This is a genomic window from Collinsella sp. CLA-AA-H302, from assembly GCF_040093305.1.
Classification (GTDB): domain Bacteria; phylum Actinomycetota; class Coriobacteriia; order Coriobacteriales; family Coriobacteriaceae; genus Collinsella.
This window is the reverse complement of the sequence record NZ_JBBNJW010000004.1, coordinates 130,143-147,068: the sequence shown is the minus strand read 5'-3', so window position 1 is coordinate 147,068 and position 16,926 is coordinate 130,143. Positions and strand designations below refer to the sequence as shown.

Annotated in this window: 10 protein-coding genes; all 10 read left to right on the top strand. The window is 60.5% G+C overall.

Annotated elements, in window-relative coordinates; translation table 11 throughout:
- Window positions 1-284: 284 nt before the first annotated feature.
- The 10 genes from AAAV21_RS04380 to AAAV21_RS04335 all read left to right on the top strand — a co-directional run bounded on the left by AAAV21_RS04380 (window position 285) and on the right by AAAV21_RS04335 (window position 16,922).
- Window positions 285-1,193 (top strand): UTP--glucose-1-phosphate uridylyltransferase, encoded by a 909-nt coding sequence (locus tag AAAV21_RS04380; RefSeq protein WP_349107718.1) that lies wholly within the window; start codon window positions 285-287, stop codon window positions 1,191-1,193.
- 508 nt (window positions 1,194-1,701) lie between these two features.
- On the top strand, window positions 1,702-5,193 hold the full coding sequence (locus AAAV21_RS04375; RefSeq protein WP_349107717.1) for a DNA-directed RNA polymerase subunit beta: 3,492 nt from the start codon (window positions 1,702-1,704) through the stop codon (window positions 5,191-5,193).
- Window positions 5,194-5,199: 6 nt separating this feature from the next.
- The gene (locus AAAV21_RS04370; RefSeq protein ID WP_349107715.1) at window positions 5,200-9,678 is read left to right on the top strand and encodes a DNA-directed RNA polymerase subunit beta'; all 4,479 of its coding nucleotides are present in this window, start codon (window positions 5,200-5,202) and stop codon (window positions 9,676-9,678) included.
- 311 nt (window positions 9,679-9,989) lie between these two features.
- Window positions 9,990-10,508: an RNA polymerase sigma factor gene (locus tag AAAV21_RS04365; RefSeq protein ID WP_349107713.1), complete on the top strand. Its 519-nt coding sequence runs from the start codon at window positions 9,990-9,992 to the stop codon at window positions 10,506-10,508.
- Window positions 10,459-11,535, top strand: coding sequence for a DUF4179 domain-containing protein (locus AAAV21_RS04360; protein WP_349107711.1), 1,077 nt, complete (start codon window positions 10,459-10,461; stop codon window positions 11,533-11,535). Before AAAV21_RS04365 ends, AAAV21_RS04360 begins: the two co-directional genes overlap by 50 nt.
- 680 nt (window positions 11,536-12,215) lie before the next feature.
- The gene (gene rpsL / locus AAAV21_RS04355; RefSeq protein ID WP_006235012.1) at window positions 12,216-12,593 is read left to right on the top strand and encodes a 30S ribosomal protein S12; all 378 of its coding nucleotides are present in this window, start codon (window positions 12,216-12,218) and stop codon (window positions 12,591-12,593) included.
- Between the two features lie 73 nt (window positions 12,594-12,666).
- Window positions 12,667-13,140 carry a 30S ribosomal protein S7 gene (gene rpsG, locus AAAV21_RS04350; RefSeq protein ID WP_006235013.1) on the top strand — a complete coding sequence of 158 codons (474 nt, stop codon included), beginning with the start codon at window positions 12,667-12,669 and terminating at the stop codon, window positions 13,138-13,140.
- A gap of 19 nt (window positions 13,141-13,159) precedes the next feature.
- Window positions 13,160-15,259 carry an elongation factor G gene (gene fusA, locus AAAV21_RS04345; RefSeq protein WP_349107709.1) on the top strand — a complete coding sequence of 700 codons (2,100 nt, stop codon included), beginning with the start codon at window positions 13,160-13,162 and terminating at the stop codon, window positions 15,257-15,259.
- A 60-nt stretch (window positions 15,260-15,319) separates the two neighbouring features.
- On the top strand, window positions 15,320-15,628 hold the full coding sequence (gene rpsJ, locus AAAV21_RS04340) for a 30S ribosomal protein S10 (RefSeq protein WP_022094184.1): 309 nt from the start codon (window positions 15,320-15,322) through the stop codon (window positions 15,626-15,628).
- A 139-nt stretch (window positions 15,629-15,767) separates the two neighbouring features.
- Window positions 15,768-16,922 (top strand): cation diffusion facilitator family transporter, encoded by a 1,155-nt coding sequence (locus tag AAAV21_RS04335; RefSeq protein ID WP_349107706.1) that lies wholly within the window; start codon window positions 15,768-15,770, stop codon window positions 16,920-16,922.
- The last annotated feature ends 4 nt before the right edge of the window (window positions 16,923-16,926 follow it).

Sequence of the window (16,926 nt, the reverse complement as noted above, 5' to 3'; positions counted from 1 at the left end):
ACGGGACTCGCTATGCGAGCCCCGTCTTTTTTGTTTTGGCCCCTCATTCCCATTGCTCGGCACGCAGAACACCGCTGTCTTCGCCGTGCCAATCTCGTTACCGCTGGGGCGTAAAATTGCACCATTCGAGCAATAATTTGCGTTGACCTGCTGAAGAATTGCGTTTGCCTTACGGCGACGTATATCTTCGGCGATAAGATACTTCGGTATCGCAATTTGGTCTGCGGCCGCCGTGCCGCACGCATAGGGCGCATTCTGCGCCTGCGAAAGGATCCTTGAATAACATGAAGGCAATCATCCCCGCCGCCGGTCTTGGCACGCGTTTTCTGCCTGGCACTAAGTGCACGCCCAAAGAGATGTTGCCGGTGCTCGACAAGCCGGTCATTCAGTATGTCGTCGAGGAGGCACTCGACCCCGAGGAGGTCGACGACGCCATCATCGTTACCTCTCCCGGTAAGCCCGAGCTGCTGAGCTACTTCCAGCCCGATCGCTCGCTCGAGAACCTGCTGCGCGAGCGCGGCAAGAATGCCTATGCCGATGCCGTCGCCCATGCTGGCGGTATGCCGGTTGACTTCCGTTATCAGTACGAGCCCAAGGGCCTCGGCCATGCTATCCGCTCTGCTGCCGACGCCGTGGCAGGGGAGAACTTCCTGGTTCTTCTGGGCGACTACGTTGTACCTAACCGCGACATCTGCGACAAGATGCTCGCCGTTTCCAAGGAGCACGGTGGCGCTTCGGTTATCGCCGTCGCTGCTTGCTCGCCCGAGGAAGTCAGCCGCTATGGCGTTATCGCCGGCGAGCGCGTCGGTTCGCTCGAGGGCGCCGAGGGCGTTGCCGATGCCGAGCCGGGCGCTGTCTGGCGCATCGGCGGTCTGGTCGAGAAGCCTGCTCCCGAGGCGGCTCCGTCCAACCTGTACATCGTCGGCCGCTACCTCCTGTCCCCGCTGGTCATGGACCTGCTGGCCGATCAGCAGGCCGGTAAGGGCGGCGAGATCCAGTTGACCGACGCCATGGCACGTTCGCTTGATCGTGAGGCCATGTACGCTGTCGTCATCGACCCGCTCTCGGGCTACGACACCGGCACCCCGTCTGGTTGGATGGCCACCAACGCCCTCATGGCCGCAAGCGATCCTCGCTTCGCAGACGCCTTCTGGGATGCCATCGACGAGCGCGGCGGCTTGATGCGCAAGTAAGCCTTCGGGCATCGACATTTACGGGTGCGGACTTCGGTCTGCACCCGTTTTTTATGCGAGCTGCAGCTTAGCCCCGGAAAGCGCGACCCACAATTTGGTCGAATTCTGGGATGTGCTTTCCGGCTGAGGCCACTAGCGGAAACTACGATCCAGAATATCGGCTCAGAACGGGATGCGGTTTCCCAAACAGGGCTCAATCGGAAACTGCGTCCCAGTTTGGGGCCTCAAAACGGGACGCAGCTTCCGCCTGATCAACCCTCGCCGCCATTCCGCCGTTCGGTGACCCGCACCTGCAGTCTCGTTCACAGAAAATATATGAACAGGTGTTCGATACATACCTATTTACCTGCACATTTTCTGTCGAAAAACTTTGCTACTCCAAAAACTCAATCGCGTCAAGGCTTTTCTTGCCCAACGGTCGGTACCTGATAAACTATTAGGTTGCGATAACTGGCGAAGCTATGCCTCGCCAACCCACCGAGCATTTCCGTGAAGGAGGAAAAACCTGGTGACCTACGCATACACTGCCACTGAGCGCAAGCGCGTCAGCTTCGGGAAAATCCCGGAGGCCATGGAGCTCCCCAACCTTATCTCTGTTCAAAGGGAATCCTTTGAGCGTTTTAAGGACGAGGGCCTTCGTGAGGCGTTCAAGGAATCCAGCCCCATCCAGAGCCAGAACCATGTTCTCGAGGTTACCTTCGGCGAGCATCAGTTCGGCGACCCCGCGCACACCGTCGAGGAGTGCCGCGAGAAGGATATGACCTATCAGGCTCCGCTTCTGACCGACGTCCGTCTCACCAACAAGGAGACCGGCGAGATCAAGGAGCAGCTCGTCTTCATGGGCGACTTCCCCATGATGACTGATCAGGGCACCTTCATCATCAACGGTACCGAGCGTATCGTCGTCTCGCAGCTCGTCCGCTCCCCGGGCGTGTACTACAGCTCCGAGATGGATTCGGGCAAGCAGATCTACAAGGCCCAGATCATCCCGTCCCGCGGTGCCTGGCTTGAGTTTGAGGTCGACAAGCGCGACCAGCTCATGGTCTCCATCGACCGTAAGCGCAAGCAGAGCGCCACGATGTTCCTGCGCGCCCTTGGCATCGCCGTCACCAACGACGACATCATCGAGCTGCTCGGCAACTCCGATGTGATCAAGCGTACCCTGGAGCGCGACACCGCCCTTACCCGCGAGGATGCTCTTATCGAGATCTACCGTCGCCTGCGCCCGGGCGAGCCTCCCACCGTGGATGCTTCCCGCAGCCTGCTCGAGGGCCTGCTCTTCAACCCGCAGCGCTACGACCTGGCCCGCGTCGGTCGTTACAAGGTCAACAAGAAGCTCAACCTCACCACCGAGGAAGAGGTCACGGTGCTCACCGACGAGGATATCGTCGCGACGCTGCGCTACCTGCTGTCCCTCGCTGCCGGCGAGCAGGGCTTCAAGGTCGACGACATCGACCACTTTGGCAACCGCCGCATCCGTACCGTCGGCGAGCTCGTCGCCAACCAGTTCCGTATCGGCATGAGCCGTATGGAGCGCGTCGTCCGTGAGCGCATGAGCTCCCAGGACATCGACGAGATCACCCCGCAGTCGCTCATCAACATCCGCCCGATCGTGGCCTCCATCAAGGAGTTCTTCGGTTCCTCGCAGCTCTCGCAGTTCATGGACCAGGCGAACCCCCTGACCGGTCTGACCCACAAGCGCCGTCTGTCCGCACTCGGCCCTGGTGGTCTTGCCGGCCACAAGTCCGGCTCCAGCCGCCGCACCAACGTGCCGACGGCCGTCCGCGACGTTCACAATTCGCACTACAGCCGCATGTGCCCGATCGAGACCCCCGAAGGCCCCAACATCGGCCTGATCGGCTCGCTCGCCCTCTACGCCCGCGTCAACGAGTACGGCTTCATCGAGGCCCCGTTCCGTCGCGTCGAGAACGGCGTTGCCACCGACCAGATCGACTGGATGACCGCTGACGAGGAAGAGAAGCACGTCATCGCGCCGGCCAACACGCCGCTCGATCCCAAGACCAACGAGTTCATCACGACCGATGCCGAGGGCAAGCTTGTCCGCCCGCACACCGTGATCGCCCGTACCCGCGACTTCGACGGCTCCTTCGGCGCTCCCGCCGACGTGCCGGTCGAGGACGTCGACTACATGGACGTCTCGCCGCGTCAGATGCTCTCCGTCGCAGCCACGCTGATTCCGTTCCTTGAGCACGACGACGCCAAGCGTACGCTCATGGGCGCTAACATGCAGCGCCAGGCCGTGCCGCTGGTTCACCCCGCCGCTCCCTATGTCGGTACCGGCATGGAGCGCCGCGCCGCTCTGGACTCCGGCGAGGTCACCCTGGCCAAGAACGCCGGCGAGGTTATCTTTGCCGACGCTGCCAAGATCATCGTCAAGCATGCCGGCGGCATGGACGAGTATCACCTGGCCAAGTACCAGCGCTCCAACCAGTCCACCTGCATCAACCACCGTCCGCTCGTGCGCGTCGGTGACACCGTTGAGCAGGGCGAGCCCCTGGCCGACGGTCCTTCGACCGATCACGGCGAGCTCGCACTGGGCCAGAACCTCACCGTGGCCTACATGCCGTGGGAAGGCTTTAACTACGAGGACGGTATCGTCGTGTCCGAGCGCCTGGTGGCCGAGGACCTGCTGACGACCATCAACATCACCCGTCACGAGATCGACGCCCGCGACACCAAGCTCGGCCCCGAGGAGATCACCCGCGAGATCCCGAACCTCTCCGAGGACATGCTTGCCAACCTCGACGAGGATGGCATCATCCGCATCGGCGCCGAGGTCGGCCCTGGCGACATCCTGGTCGGCAAGGTCACGCCTAAGGGCGAGAGCGCTCTGACCGCCGAGGAGCGCCTGCTGCGCGCCATCTTCGGTGCCAAGGCTCACGACGTTCGCGACACTTCCCTTAAGATGCCTCACGGCGCTTACGGCCGCGTCATCGACGTCGTCCGCTTTAGCCGCGAGAACGGCGACGACCTGGCCCCCGGCGTCAACGAGCAGGTGCGCGTCTACGTCGCCCAGCGTCGTAAGATCCAGCAGGGCGATAAGATCGCCGGCCGCCACGGCAACAAGGGTGTTATTTGTAACGTTCTGCCGGTCGAGGACATGCCCTACATGGCTGACGGTACCCCGATCGACGTTATCCTCAACCCGCTGGGCGTTCCTTCGCGTATGAACGTCGGCCAGCTGCTCGAGTGCCACCTTGGCTGGGCTGCTGCCTGCGGTTGGGATACCGAGCAGGCCGACTCCGACAAGTACGTCCCCGGTCCGTTCTTCACCGCGACGCCCGTCTTCGACGGCGCCAAGGAGGACGAGATCGCCGAGGTCATCCGTCGCGCCAACAAGAACATGCTCAACAAGGCCACCGCTGCCTTTGGCGATCACATGCGCCCCGAGTTCGTCACCCAGCTTGACGAGCGCGGCAAGACCCGTCTGTTCGACGGCCGCACCGGCGAGGAGTTCCGCGAGCCCATTACCGTGGGTACGTCCTACATCCTCAAGCTCGGCCACATGGTCGACGACAAGATCCACGCCCGTTCGACCGGCCCTTACAGCCTGGTTACCCAGCAGCCTCTGGGCGGCAAGGCCCAGTTCGGCGGCCAGCGCTTCGGCGAGATGGAAGTTTGGGCACTGTACGCATACGGTGCTTCCAACGTCCTGCAGGAGATCCTGACCGTCAAGTCCGACGATACCGTGGGCCGCGTCAAGACCTACGAGTCCATCGTCAAGGGCGAGAACGTTCCTGTCCCGGGTATCCCCGAGTCCTTCAAGGTTCTCGTCAAGGAGATCCGCTCCCTCGCACTGGACATCGAGCCCATGCACGATGCCGACGAGGACGCCTCCGCCCCTGTGACCGCCGAGGAGACCTCCGCTCTCGACGACCTGGCTGCGCTCGCCGGCGTTGACGCCGACGTCGAGGCCGAGAATGCCGAGACCGCCGAGGCGCCCGAGGCTGTCGCCGCCACGACCACTGATAAGGAGTAGTTGACTGTGGCAGATTTCGAAGCTACTGATTTTGACTCGGTAAAGATCTCCCTTGCCTCCGCCGACCAGATCCGTTCCTGGTCGCACGGCGAGGTCAAGAAGCCGGAGACCATCAATTACCGTACCCTCAAGCCCGAGAAGGACGGCCTGTTCTGCGAGAAGATCTTCGGTCCCGCCAAGGACTGGGAGTGCTCCTGCGGCAAGTACAAGGGCATCCGCTTTAAGGGCATCGTCTGCGAGCGCTGCGGTGTCGAGGTCACCTCGGCCAAGGTGCGTCGCGACCGCATGGGTCACATCGAGCTCGCCGCTCCCGTGTCCCACATCTGGTACTTCAAGAGCCCCACGAGCTTCCCGATGAGCCGTATGCTCGACATCAAGTCCAAGGACCTCGAGAAGGTTCTGTACTTCGCCAGCTACATCATCACCGAGGTTGACTATGAGGCCCGCGAGGCCGACGCCGACGACCTGCGCGAGGAGCTCGCCGCCGATCTGGAAGAGATCGATGCCGAGTGCGCCCGCCAGATCGAGTCCCTCAAGGAGCAGGGCGACCCCGAGAACTTTGACGAGTTCTCCGACGAGGAGCCGCTGACCCCCGAGGAGATCGCCTCCGGCATCGTCGACATCGAGGAAGAGTGCAAGGACGAGAAGCAGCTCCGCACGGACGCCTTCAACGCCTTCATGAAGCTCACCGAGCGCGACCTCATCTCCGATGAGCCGCTGTTCCGTGAGATGACCCGTTACTACTCCATGTACTTCAAGGGTGGCATGGGTGCCGAGGCCGTCCGCGACCTGCTCGCTGCCATCGACCTCCCCTCCGAGGCCGAGAAGCTCAAGGCCATCATCGCCGACGAGGACTCCCAGAAGCAGAAGCGCGAGAAGGCCGTTAAGCGCCTCGAGGTCGTTGACGCCTTCCTGAAGGGTGGCAACAGCCCCGCGAACATGATCCTGGACGTCATCCCGGTCATTCCGCCCGATCTGCGCCCGATGGTCCAGCTCGACGGCGGCCGCTTCGCTGCGTCCGACCTCAACGATCTGTATCGTCGCGTGATCAACCGTAACAACCGACTCAAGCGCCTGCTCGACCTGGACGCCCCTGCGATCATCGTGAACAACGAGAAGCGCATGCTCCAGGAGTCCGTGGACGCCCTGTTCGACAACGGCCGTCGTGGTCGCCCGGTCTCTGGCCGTGGCGGTCGCCCGCTCAAGTCGCTCGCCGAGGCCCTCAAGGGCAAGCAGGGTCGTTTCCGTCAGAACCTGCTGGGTAAGCGTGTCGACTACTCCGGCCGTTCGGTTATCGTTACCGACCCCAAGCTGCTGCTGCACCAGTGCGGTCTGCCCAAGACCATGGCGCTGGAGCTCTTCAAGCCCTTCGTCATGAAGCGCCTGGTCGAGCTCGGCAAGGTCGAGAACATCAAGGGCGCCAAGCGCGCTATCGACCGTGGTGCCACCTTTGTGTGGGACATCCTCGAAGAGGTCATCGACGGCCGCGTCGTGCTGCTCAACCGTGCACCGACCCTGCACCGTCTGTCCATCCAGGCCTTTGAGCCGGTTCTGGTCGAGGGCAAGGCTATCCACCTGCACCCGCTGGTCTGCTCGCCCTTCAACGCCGACTTCGACGGCGACCAGATGTCTGTCCACGTGCCGCTGTCCAGCCAGGCTCAGGCCGAGGCTCGCGTGCTTATGCTCTCTGCGAACAACCTGCGCTCGCCGGCATCCGGCAAGCCGGTCAACATCCCCTCGCAGGACATGATCATTGGTGTGTACTACCTGACCCAGGTCCGCGAGGGTCTGCCGGGCGAGAACCACGTGTTCGCCAGCTTCGACGATGCGCTGCACGCCTATGACTGCCGCTCCGAGGTCGACATGCAGGCCAAGATTCAGGTCCGCGTGTCCGCTGCCGACGCCAATGTTATCAACGAGGACGGCACCCGTATCTTCCGCGTCAAGAACGGCAAGAACGAGTTTGTCGACTACGACGTCACCGGCAACAAGACCGCGCGCTTCGAGACCTCTATCGGCCGCATCATCTTCAACCGCCAGTGCCTGCCCGAAGACTACGAGTTCATGAACTACAAGATGGTCAAGGGCGACGTGGCCAAGCTGGTTGCGGACTGCTGCGATCGCTATCCCGAGGCCAAGGTCGGCCCGATCCTCGACGCCATCAAGTACTCCGGCTTCCACTACGCTACCCGCGCCGGCCTCACCATCTCGGTGTGGGACGCTCTCATCCCTGCCGAGAAGCAGGAGCTGCTCGATCGCGCCCAGGCCAACGTCGACCAGATCAACGAGTACTTCGAGGAGGGCTTCATCAACGAGACGGAGCGCCACATCGAAGTCGTTAACGAGTGGACCGCTTGTACCGATAAGGTCGCAGCGCTCATGCTCGACTTGTTCGACGAGGAGAACCCGCTCTACATGATGGCCGACTCCGGCGCCCGTGGTTCTAAGACCCAGCTGCGTCAGCTCGGCGGCATGCGTGGCCTGATGGCAGACATGTCCGGCGAGACGATCGACCTTCCCATTAAGGCGAACTTCCGCGAGGGCCTGCTGCCGCTCGAGTACTTCATTTCGACCTACGGCGCCCGTAAGGGCCTGGTCGATACCGCATCCCACACCTCGGACTCTGGTTACCTGACCCGTCGTCTGGTCGACGTGGCCCAGGACGTCATCGTCCGCGAGGAGGACTGCGGTACGCACGAGGGCGTCACCTACAACCTCATCATCCCCGGCACCACCGACCTCAACACCGACCTCGTCGGCCGTTGCTTCATTGAGGACGTCGTGGCTCCCGATGGCACCGTGCTCTTTGAGCAGGACGGCTACATCGAGAAGGTCGCCGACATCCAGAAGATGGTCGATGCGGGCCTCAAGAAGGTCAAGCTCCGCGCGCTGCTCACCTGCCGCTCCAAGTACGGCGTGTGCCAGAAGTGCTACGGCTGGGATCTTTCCACCCGTCGTCCGGTCGCCATCGGTACCGCGGTCGGCATTATTGCCGCCCAGTCCATCGGCGAGCCCGGTACGCAGCTTACGATGCGTACCATTCACTCCGGCGGCGTCGCTGGCGTCGACGATATTACGCAGGGTCTGCCTACGGTCAGCCGTATGTTCGATATCGTCGGCAACGTCAACGAGAAGATCCTGGGCCGCGAGGCCGAGCTGGCTCCGTACTCCGGTCACCTCTCGATTAAGCCCGAGAAGTCCGAGTACGTGCTGACGCTCACCGACTCCGAGGATCACACCCGTGTCCTCGACGAGCGTCGCGTCCCCGCTTCGGTGCGCTTCATGCCCGAGATCGAGGACGGCTGCGAGGTTCGCGCCGGCGACCAGATCACCAAGGGCTTCGTCAACTTCCGCAACCTGCGCAAGCTGACCGACATCGAGTCGACGATGCACACCTTCGTCGAGAGCGTCAAGGACGTCTACACCAGCCAGGGCGTCGACCTGAACGACAAGCACATCGAGGTGCTCGCACGTCAGATGCTGCGTCGCGTTCAGATCACCAACCCCGGTGACTCCAAGTACCTGCTTGGTCAGTACGTCGACCGCTACGAGTTCGCCGACGAGGTCGAGCGCGTTGCCCGTCTGGGCGGTCAGGCTCCTGTGGCCGAGCCCGTCATCCTGGGTACGCTCAAGGTCGCGTCCAACATCGACTCCTGGCTGTCGAGCGCTTCGTTCATCCGCACCGCCGGCGTCCTTACCGAGGCTGCCATCGAGGGCAAGGTCGACCATCTGCTCGACCTTAAGTCCAACGTCATCGTCGGTAAGAAGATCCCGGCTGGTACCGGCCTCAAGCCGTACGCCAACGCCAAGCTGACGTATCGCACGGCCGACGGCTATGTCGACATCGACGGTCCGGCTTCGCCCAACGCCAAGTCGCTGCCCGAGTGGGCTCCTGTGGAGCTCAAGGACCTGGACGAGCAGCTCCCGCAGCAGCTCGACTGGGCCGGCTACGACGAGTTCGGTGGTGCTGACGGTTCGTTCACCCGCAACGGCCACACCATCTCCGCCGAGAAGGCTCGCCTGTACCTGTTCGACGACCTGGGCGTGTCGCAGCGCTGGACCAACAAGTTCAGTGAGGTCGGCATCGAGACGGTCGGCGACCTGGTCGGCAAGTCCGAGGAGGATCTGCTGCGCATCGATGGCATCGGTGCCAAGGCGATCGAGGAGCTCCGTGACGGCCTGGAGGCCCACGACCTGCTCTACATCCTCGAGAACAACGACGACGTTGCCGACGAGGAAGACCTCTCGCAGCTGCTGCAGATGGTCTTTAGCCCCGACGGTCCGGACGACATCCTGCTGGGCACCTCCGCCACGCCGACGCATCACGCCGACGCCGACGAGGAGCTCCTGGGCGCCCCGATCGACGACAAGAAGGCTCCTGCCAACGGTGCCATCAACGAGGACATGGCTTCCCTCGACGAGCTGCTCAACCAGCTCGTGGACACCGACGATGCCGAAGAGGCCAAGGACAACGACGAGGAATAATTAGTTCCGCCGTTCTAACGAACGGCGGCAATCTCCGTCGCTGCGCGGCCCCCAGAGCTACAATCTGTCATTCAAAAGGCAGGGCATGACCAAAAGGTCAATGCCCTGCCTTTTTCATGCCACCTTGTACGCTCTGGGGGCCGCTCGCTTGCGTATGCTCAACCTGTTGCGTTCCGTTGATTCCTTACCAAAAAGGGACGGATTTATTTTTGGTAGGTTTTTCCTGCTTGAATTTGAAACATTCCGTTTGGTCAAAGCGTATCTATGGTGAGGGCCTCATCAAGAACCATCAATGTCACCGGGAGGTGATTATGGAAGAACAAGCTTTTAGACAGGCGGTCGAAGACCACCGGGATGTCGTGTTCCGGATCGCTTTGACGTATCTGCGCGATCGCGCTGACGCCGACGATGTTGCTCAAGACGTCTTTCTTAAGTTGCTCAAAGGCGATGCGCAATTTGAAAGCTGGGAGCATCTTCGTCGGTGGCTTATCCGGGTCACGATCAATGAATGCAAATCTCTCTTTCGAAAGCCGTGGAGGCGCGTGGAGGATATCGAAAATCTGACCGATTCGCTCTCGACGACGCAGGATGAGACCAAGGCCGTCCTGTCGGACGTCATGCGGCTTCCGGAGCGATTCCGTGTCCCCATCGTGCTCTATTACTATCTGGGCTTCTCAACTTCAGAGATTGCCGAGTTGTTGCATGTGCCGGCTGCGACCGTTCGAACGCGTTTAGCCCGCGGTAGATCGAAGCTCAAGTTCATCCTAGAGGAGGGCGATCGTGAAATCCAACCAAATCAAACAGGCCTTCGAGTCCGTCCAAGCCGATAGCGATCTTGCCGATCGTGTCCTTAATGCCGCTGCGGGTGAGCCACTTCGTCGAAAGGGTCACGCGAAGCCTCTGTATGTTGCTGTGATCGGATGCCTTGCCGGGGTGTTGGCGACTGGAGGGGTCGCCTACGCCGTCGTCAATTCCAGTTATTTTGCCTCTGCCTGGGGAAACCATGGCAACGGAGAGTCCATTACCTGGACTCAAGGTGGCTCGTCGGGGACTAAATATACCTACACCAGAGAGTTTGGTGATGGTATCGCGCCCCAAAGCCTGGAGGGTGCAGTCCAGAAGGTCAATCTGTCCGTCGAGGGCAACGGCTATACGCTCGACATTCATGAGATGGCTATCGATAAAAACGGTTGCGGTGCCGTGACGTTTACGTTGTCCAATCCAAATGGTGTTAACTACTACAAGCCGGCAGCAGAGACTGGCGAACTTGTTCTCTATGGTGAAGAAGAACAAGGCATCGGCACGCCCAGCATGAACTTCGGCGAAAAATGGGCTGACACACGCTGCACAATTGATAAGGACACATCAAGCGACACGGTCATTAATGGCACGATGTACTTTGCCTCGTGGGATCGCGAGCGAGATTTGGGACATGCGGTTACCTGGAATATCTGCTGGACCGAGGGCGAAGGCGAGGATGCGAAGCATGTTGAGGCATCGACCCCCGAGTTTAGCGTCGGAGCGTACGTCGATACAAAGGAGCTCCACTCCGACGACTCGCCTCTCGAGATTAGCCCGTTTTCCATCCAGACGCACATCGACGATCTGGGCATTGACGCAGTCACGAAAAAGTTGACCGTTACCTACAAGGATGGATCGGAGCAGATTATCGAAGACGATGCTGCAGGCGCGTACAATTCTTATTTTTCGCTGACGCGCAATAGCGGGGAGAACATCTCGGTTCCGACAAAGCTGATCAATGTCGATCAAGTGGTCTCGGTAACCCTCGAGGGCACGAGATACACATCAACAGGAGAGACCGAAACAGAATTACCCTTTACCATCGTCTATTCGTAAGGCTTGAGGCCGCTTCCCAAGAGGGGAAGCGGCCTATTTTGCGTTATATGGACGGTTATTTTGAGCGATATTCGCCTCAATTTCGGAAGTATGCGGCAAAATCTCGATGGGTCGACCACACCGCATATGCTCAAGCGCTCTACCTGCGGGTTTATTATCGCAAAACCCCGGCGTGCTCGGCAGGTCCAGAATTTGCCGCATACTTCCGAAAGCGCCGCCGATTTCCCTATGACAGATGAGGGCGGATCACCGCTGGAGCGCGACGTTTCCGCAGATAAAACCGACCAAAACAAACCTGTCCCTTTTTGGCAGGTAACGTTGCCCCGACGAGTGCGTCGGATTCCCGGTCCGGGCGGCGCGGGGTTAAGTTTGTCGCGAGTTCCGCACGAGCCGGAGAGCACTTAATGTGCTCTCCGTGCGAGCCAGGACTGTAGAGCAGCAAACTTAACCCCGCGCCGCCCGGACCGGGAATCCGCCATCGCGCACAGGAGGGGATTCCTTTTGTGTAGGCTTTGCGGAAATGTGCCAATTTTGGGATACGCCCGGCGGCGTGGTCTGTTGACGGCTCAGCTAACGCCACGTATCCTATCGAACTGCGTGTTTCGTAGGGGGATGCTGACCCCTCGATTCAAGCCGTTGCACTTTACAGAAAGCTGGAATCATTCGAGAAGGAGTACGCTTTGCCTACTATTAACCAGCTGGTTCGCCAGGGCCGTCGTTCCGTGCCCAAGAAGTCCAAGAACGCTGCTCTGCAGCACAACTCCCAGAAGCGCGGCGTGTGCACCCGCGTCTTCACCACGAGCCCCAAGAAGCCGAACTCGGCTCTTCGTAAGGTTGCCCGTGTTCGCCTTGTCAACGGCATCGAAGTTACTGCTTACATCCCGGGTGAGGGCCACAACCTGCAGGAGCACTCCATCGTGCTCGTCCGCGGCGGTCGTGTCCGTGACCTCCCTGGTGTCCGTTATCACGTCATCCGTGGCGCCTACGACGCTGCTCCGGTCCAGAACCGTATGCAGGCCCGTTCCAAGTACGGTGCTAAGCGCCCCAAGGCTAAATAAGCCAGATAACGTTTTGATACTTTCGCCGTGTGCCGCCTAAGCGCCGCACGGTAGACACTTAAGGAGATTTCACATGCCGCGTCGTGCAGCAGCTAATCGTCGTGAGGTTCAGCCTGACGCCGTTTACAACAACCGCCTGGTGACTCAGCTCATCAACAAGGTCCTTCTTGACGGCAAGAAGGCCACCGCTGAGCGCATCGTTTACACCGCTTTCGAGATCGTTGCCGAGAAGTCCGAGGGTGGCGACGCTCTCGCTACCTTCAAGAAGGCTATGGACAACGTCAAGCCCACGCTCGAGGTTAAGCCCAAGCGTGTCGGTGGCGCTACCTATCAGGTCCCGATGGAGGTCAACTCCCGTCGTTCCACCGCTCTGGGTATCCGCTGGATCGTCAACTTCTCCCGCGCTCGCAAGGAGAAGACCATGGCCGAGCGTCTCGCCAATGAGATCCTCGACGCTTCCAACGGCCTGGGCGCTTCCGTCAAGAAGCGTGAGGACGTCTTCAAGATGGCCGAGGCCAACCGCGCGTTCTCTCACTATCGTTGGTAAGTTAAGGTAAGGAACTAACATGGCTAAGCCTAAGTACAAGCTTTCCGATACCCGTAACATCGGCATCATGGCCCACATCGATGCCGGTAAGACCACCACGACCGAGCGTATTCTTTACTACACCGGTAAGACCCACAAGATCGGTGAGGTTCATGAGGGCGCTGCCACCATGGACTGGATGGTTCAGGAGCAGGAGCGCGGCGTAACCATTACCTCCGCTGCTACTACGTGCTTCTGGAACAAGGACGGTAAGGACTACCGCATCCAGATCATCGACACCCCGGGCCACGTTGACTTCACCGCCGAGGTCGAGCGCTGCCTGCGCGTCCTCGATGGCGCTGTCGCCGTCTTCGACGCCGTTGCCGGCGTTCAGCCCCAGTCTGAGACCGTTTGGCGTCAGGCTTCTACCTTCAACGTCCCCCGCATCGCCTTCATCAACAAGTATGACCGCGTGGGCGCTGACTTCTTCAACGCTATCGAGACCATGAAGGATCGTCTCGACGCTAACGCCGTGGCCGCTCAGGTCCCGATGGGCGCCGAGGACAACTTCTGGGGCGTCATCGACCTCGTCACCATGACCGCTTGGGACTTTAAGGCCGACGAGAAGGGCATGACCTACCCCGAGCCGATGGACGAGATCCCGGCTGAGTTCGCTGACATCGTTGCCACCAAGCGCGAGGAGCTCCTCGACGCCGCTGCCAGCTTTGATGACGAGCTCATGGAGAAGATCCTCATGGAGGAGGACTTCACCGTCGAGGAGCTCAAGGCCGCTCTGCGCAAGGGCGTTCTGGCCAACGAGCTCAACCTCGTCTTCGTGGGTTCCGCCTACAAGAACAAGGGCGTTCAGGAGCTGCTCGACGCTGTTGTCGACTACCTGCCCAGCCCGCTCGACGTCAAGGCCGTCACCGGTACCGATCCGGACACCGGCGAGGAGATCGAGCGTCATCCTGACTTCGATGAGCCCTTCTCCGGCCTGGTCTTCAAGATCATGACCGACCCGTTCGTCGGTAAGCTTACTTACGTCCGCGTTTACTCCGGTCGTGCCGAGTCCGGCTCCTACGTTGTCAACGCTTCCAACGGTCAGCGCGAGCGCCTCGGCCGCATCCTCGAGATGAACGCCGCCGAGCGTATCGACCGTGACGACGCTGCCGCCGGCGACATCGTCGCTTGCGTCGGCTTCAAGAACTCCACCACCGGTGACACCCTGTGCGCCGAGGGCAAGGAGATCGTCCTCGAGAAGATCGAGTTCGCTAAGCCCGTTATCGACGTTGCTATTGAGCCCAAGACCAAGGCCGAGCAGGACAAGATGTCCCTGGCTCTGACCAAGCTTGCCGAGGAGGACCCGACCTTCACGGTGTCCACCAACCACGAGACCGGCCAGACCATCATCGCCGGCATGGGCGAGCTGCACCTCGAGATCATCGTCGACCGTCTGCTCCGCGAGTTCAAGGTTGACGCTAACGTCGGTAAGCCCCAGGTTGCCTATCGTGAGACCGCTGGTCACGACGTCGAGAAGGCTGAGGGCAAGTTCGTCCGTCAGTCCGGTGGTCGCGGTCAGTACGGCCACGCCGTCATCAAGCTCGAGAAGATGGAGGAGGGCTTTGGCTACGAGTTCGTCAACGCTATCGTCGGCGGCGTCGTGCCCAAGGAGTACATCCCGTCTATCGACAAGGGCATCCAGGAGGCCCTGAACACCGGTGTTATCGCCGGCTTCCCGGTCCTCGACGTTAAGGTCACCCTGTTCGACGGTTCTTACCACGAGGTCGACTCCTCCGAGGCCGCCTTCAAGATCGCCGGTTCCATGGCTATCAAGGACGCCCTCAAGAAGTCCGATCCGCAGCTGCTCGAGCCGATCATGGCTGTCGAGGTCGAGACCCCCGAGCAGTACATGGGCGACGTCATGGGCAACCTCTCCGGTCGCCGCGGCAAGATCGAGGGCATGGAGGATCGCAGGAACAGCAAGCTCATCCGTGCCAAGGTGCCGCTGGGCGAGATGTTCGGTTACGCTACCGACCTTCGCTCCCAGACCCAGGGCCGTGCATCCTACACGATGCAGTTCGACTCTTATGAGCCCGCGCCCAAGTCCATCGTGGACGAGGTCATGAGCAAGAACGCCTAAGTTCGAGCTCCCTGTTACGTAATCCGCGAGAACATCTCTCGCACTCTTTGGAGGTTTAAGTTGGCTACCCAGAAGATCCGCATTCGCCTCAAGGGCTATGATCACGAGGTCGTCGATCAGTCCGCGAAGCTCATCGTCGAGACCGCTCAGAAGACCGGCGCTCGCGTTTCCGGTCCTGTCCCCCTGCCCACCGAGCGCAACCTGTACACGGTTATCCGCTCGCCGCACGTGAACAAGGACTCCCGTGAGCAGTTCGAGATGCGCACCCACAAGCGTCTCATCGACATCCTCGACCCCACCTCGGGCACCGTTGATTCGCTCATGCGTCTCGACCTCCCCGCTGGCGTCGACATCGACATCAAGCTCTAAGCTTTTTGCTTGATAGCGCGATTGCTAAGGCCGCAGCCCTTTGGGTTGCGGCCTTTTTTGTATCGATGGGGTAAAGGGTCTACACTACTGAGCTATTCGACAAACGGTGTATGAGTAAAGCTGTTGGGGGCAGGTAGAGATGGTCGAGTGGATTGTTAAACGAGCGCAGGGCGACCGTGCACGTGTGGGCACGTTGACGGGCATGGTGTGCATTCTTGCCAATGTGGCACTTTGCGCTGCGAAGGGCGCAATCGGTGTGCTGTCGGGATCGGTTTCGATCGTGGCGGATGCCATGAACAACCTGTCCGACGCCAGTTCGAACATCGTGAGCGTGCTTGGCTTTAAGCTGGCGGGCAAGCCGGCAGACCCCGAGCATCCTTACGGCCATGGCCGCTACGAGTATCTCTCGGGTCTGGTCGTGGCAGCACTCGTGCTGCTGATTGGTGTTGAGCTGGTGAAGTCCTCGGTTGAGCGCGTCATCCACCCCGAACCTGTCGAGCTCTCACTTGCTCTGGTGGCAGTCCTTGCGCTTTCGATGGTCGTCAAGCTGTGGATGGCGGCCCTCAACCAAAAGCTCGGTGACCGTATTGAGTCCGAGACGCTGCATGCGACCGCGCAGGATTCCAAGAACGATGTCCTAGCCACGGGCGCCGTGTTGGCGTGTGCAATTGTTTCGCAGGTGACGCACATCAATCTTGACGCATGGGTCGGCCTTGCCGTTGGCGCCTATATTGGCTGGAGCGGTTTTGAACTTATCCAGGATACGGTGAGCCCGCTTTTGGGCCAGGCGCCCGACCCCAAACTGGTCAAGCATATCCGAGACAAGATCATGAGCTATCCTGGCGTTTTGGGCGTCCACGACCTGATGGTGCACGATTACGGTCCGGGCAGGAAGTTTGCGAGCGCCCACGCCGAGATGGCAGCCGAGACCAGCCCGCTGGAAAGCCACGACATACTCGACAACATCGAGCAGTCGTTTAGGGATGAAGACGGCATGATCGTTACGCTCCACTACGATCCCATCGTGACCGACGACCCCAAAGTGGCTAGCATGCGTCTGCGCATCAACGCTATGGCTCAAGAGATCGATAGCCGCCTCTCGATCCACGACCTGCGCTGTGTTCCGGGTCCCACGCATACCAACGTGATCTTTGACTGCGTACGTCCCTCGGATTTGGCGATGAGCGCCGAGGATCTAAAGCGCGCGTTGGCGAAACGTGTCGAATCCGAATATCCCAAGTCGATTGCCAAGATCACGATCGACGAAGACTACGTAGACCATACCCACGAGTAGGGCT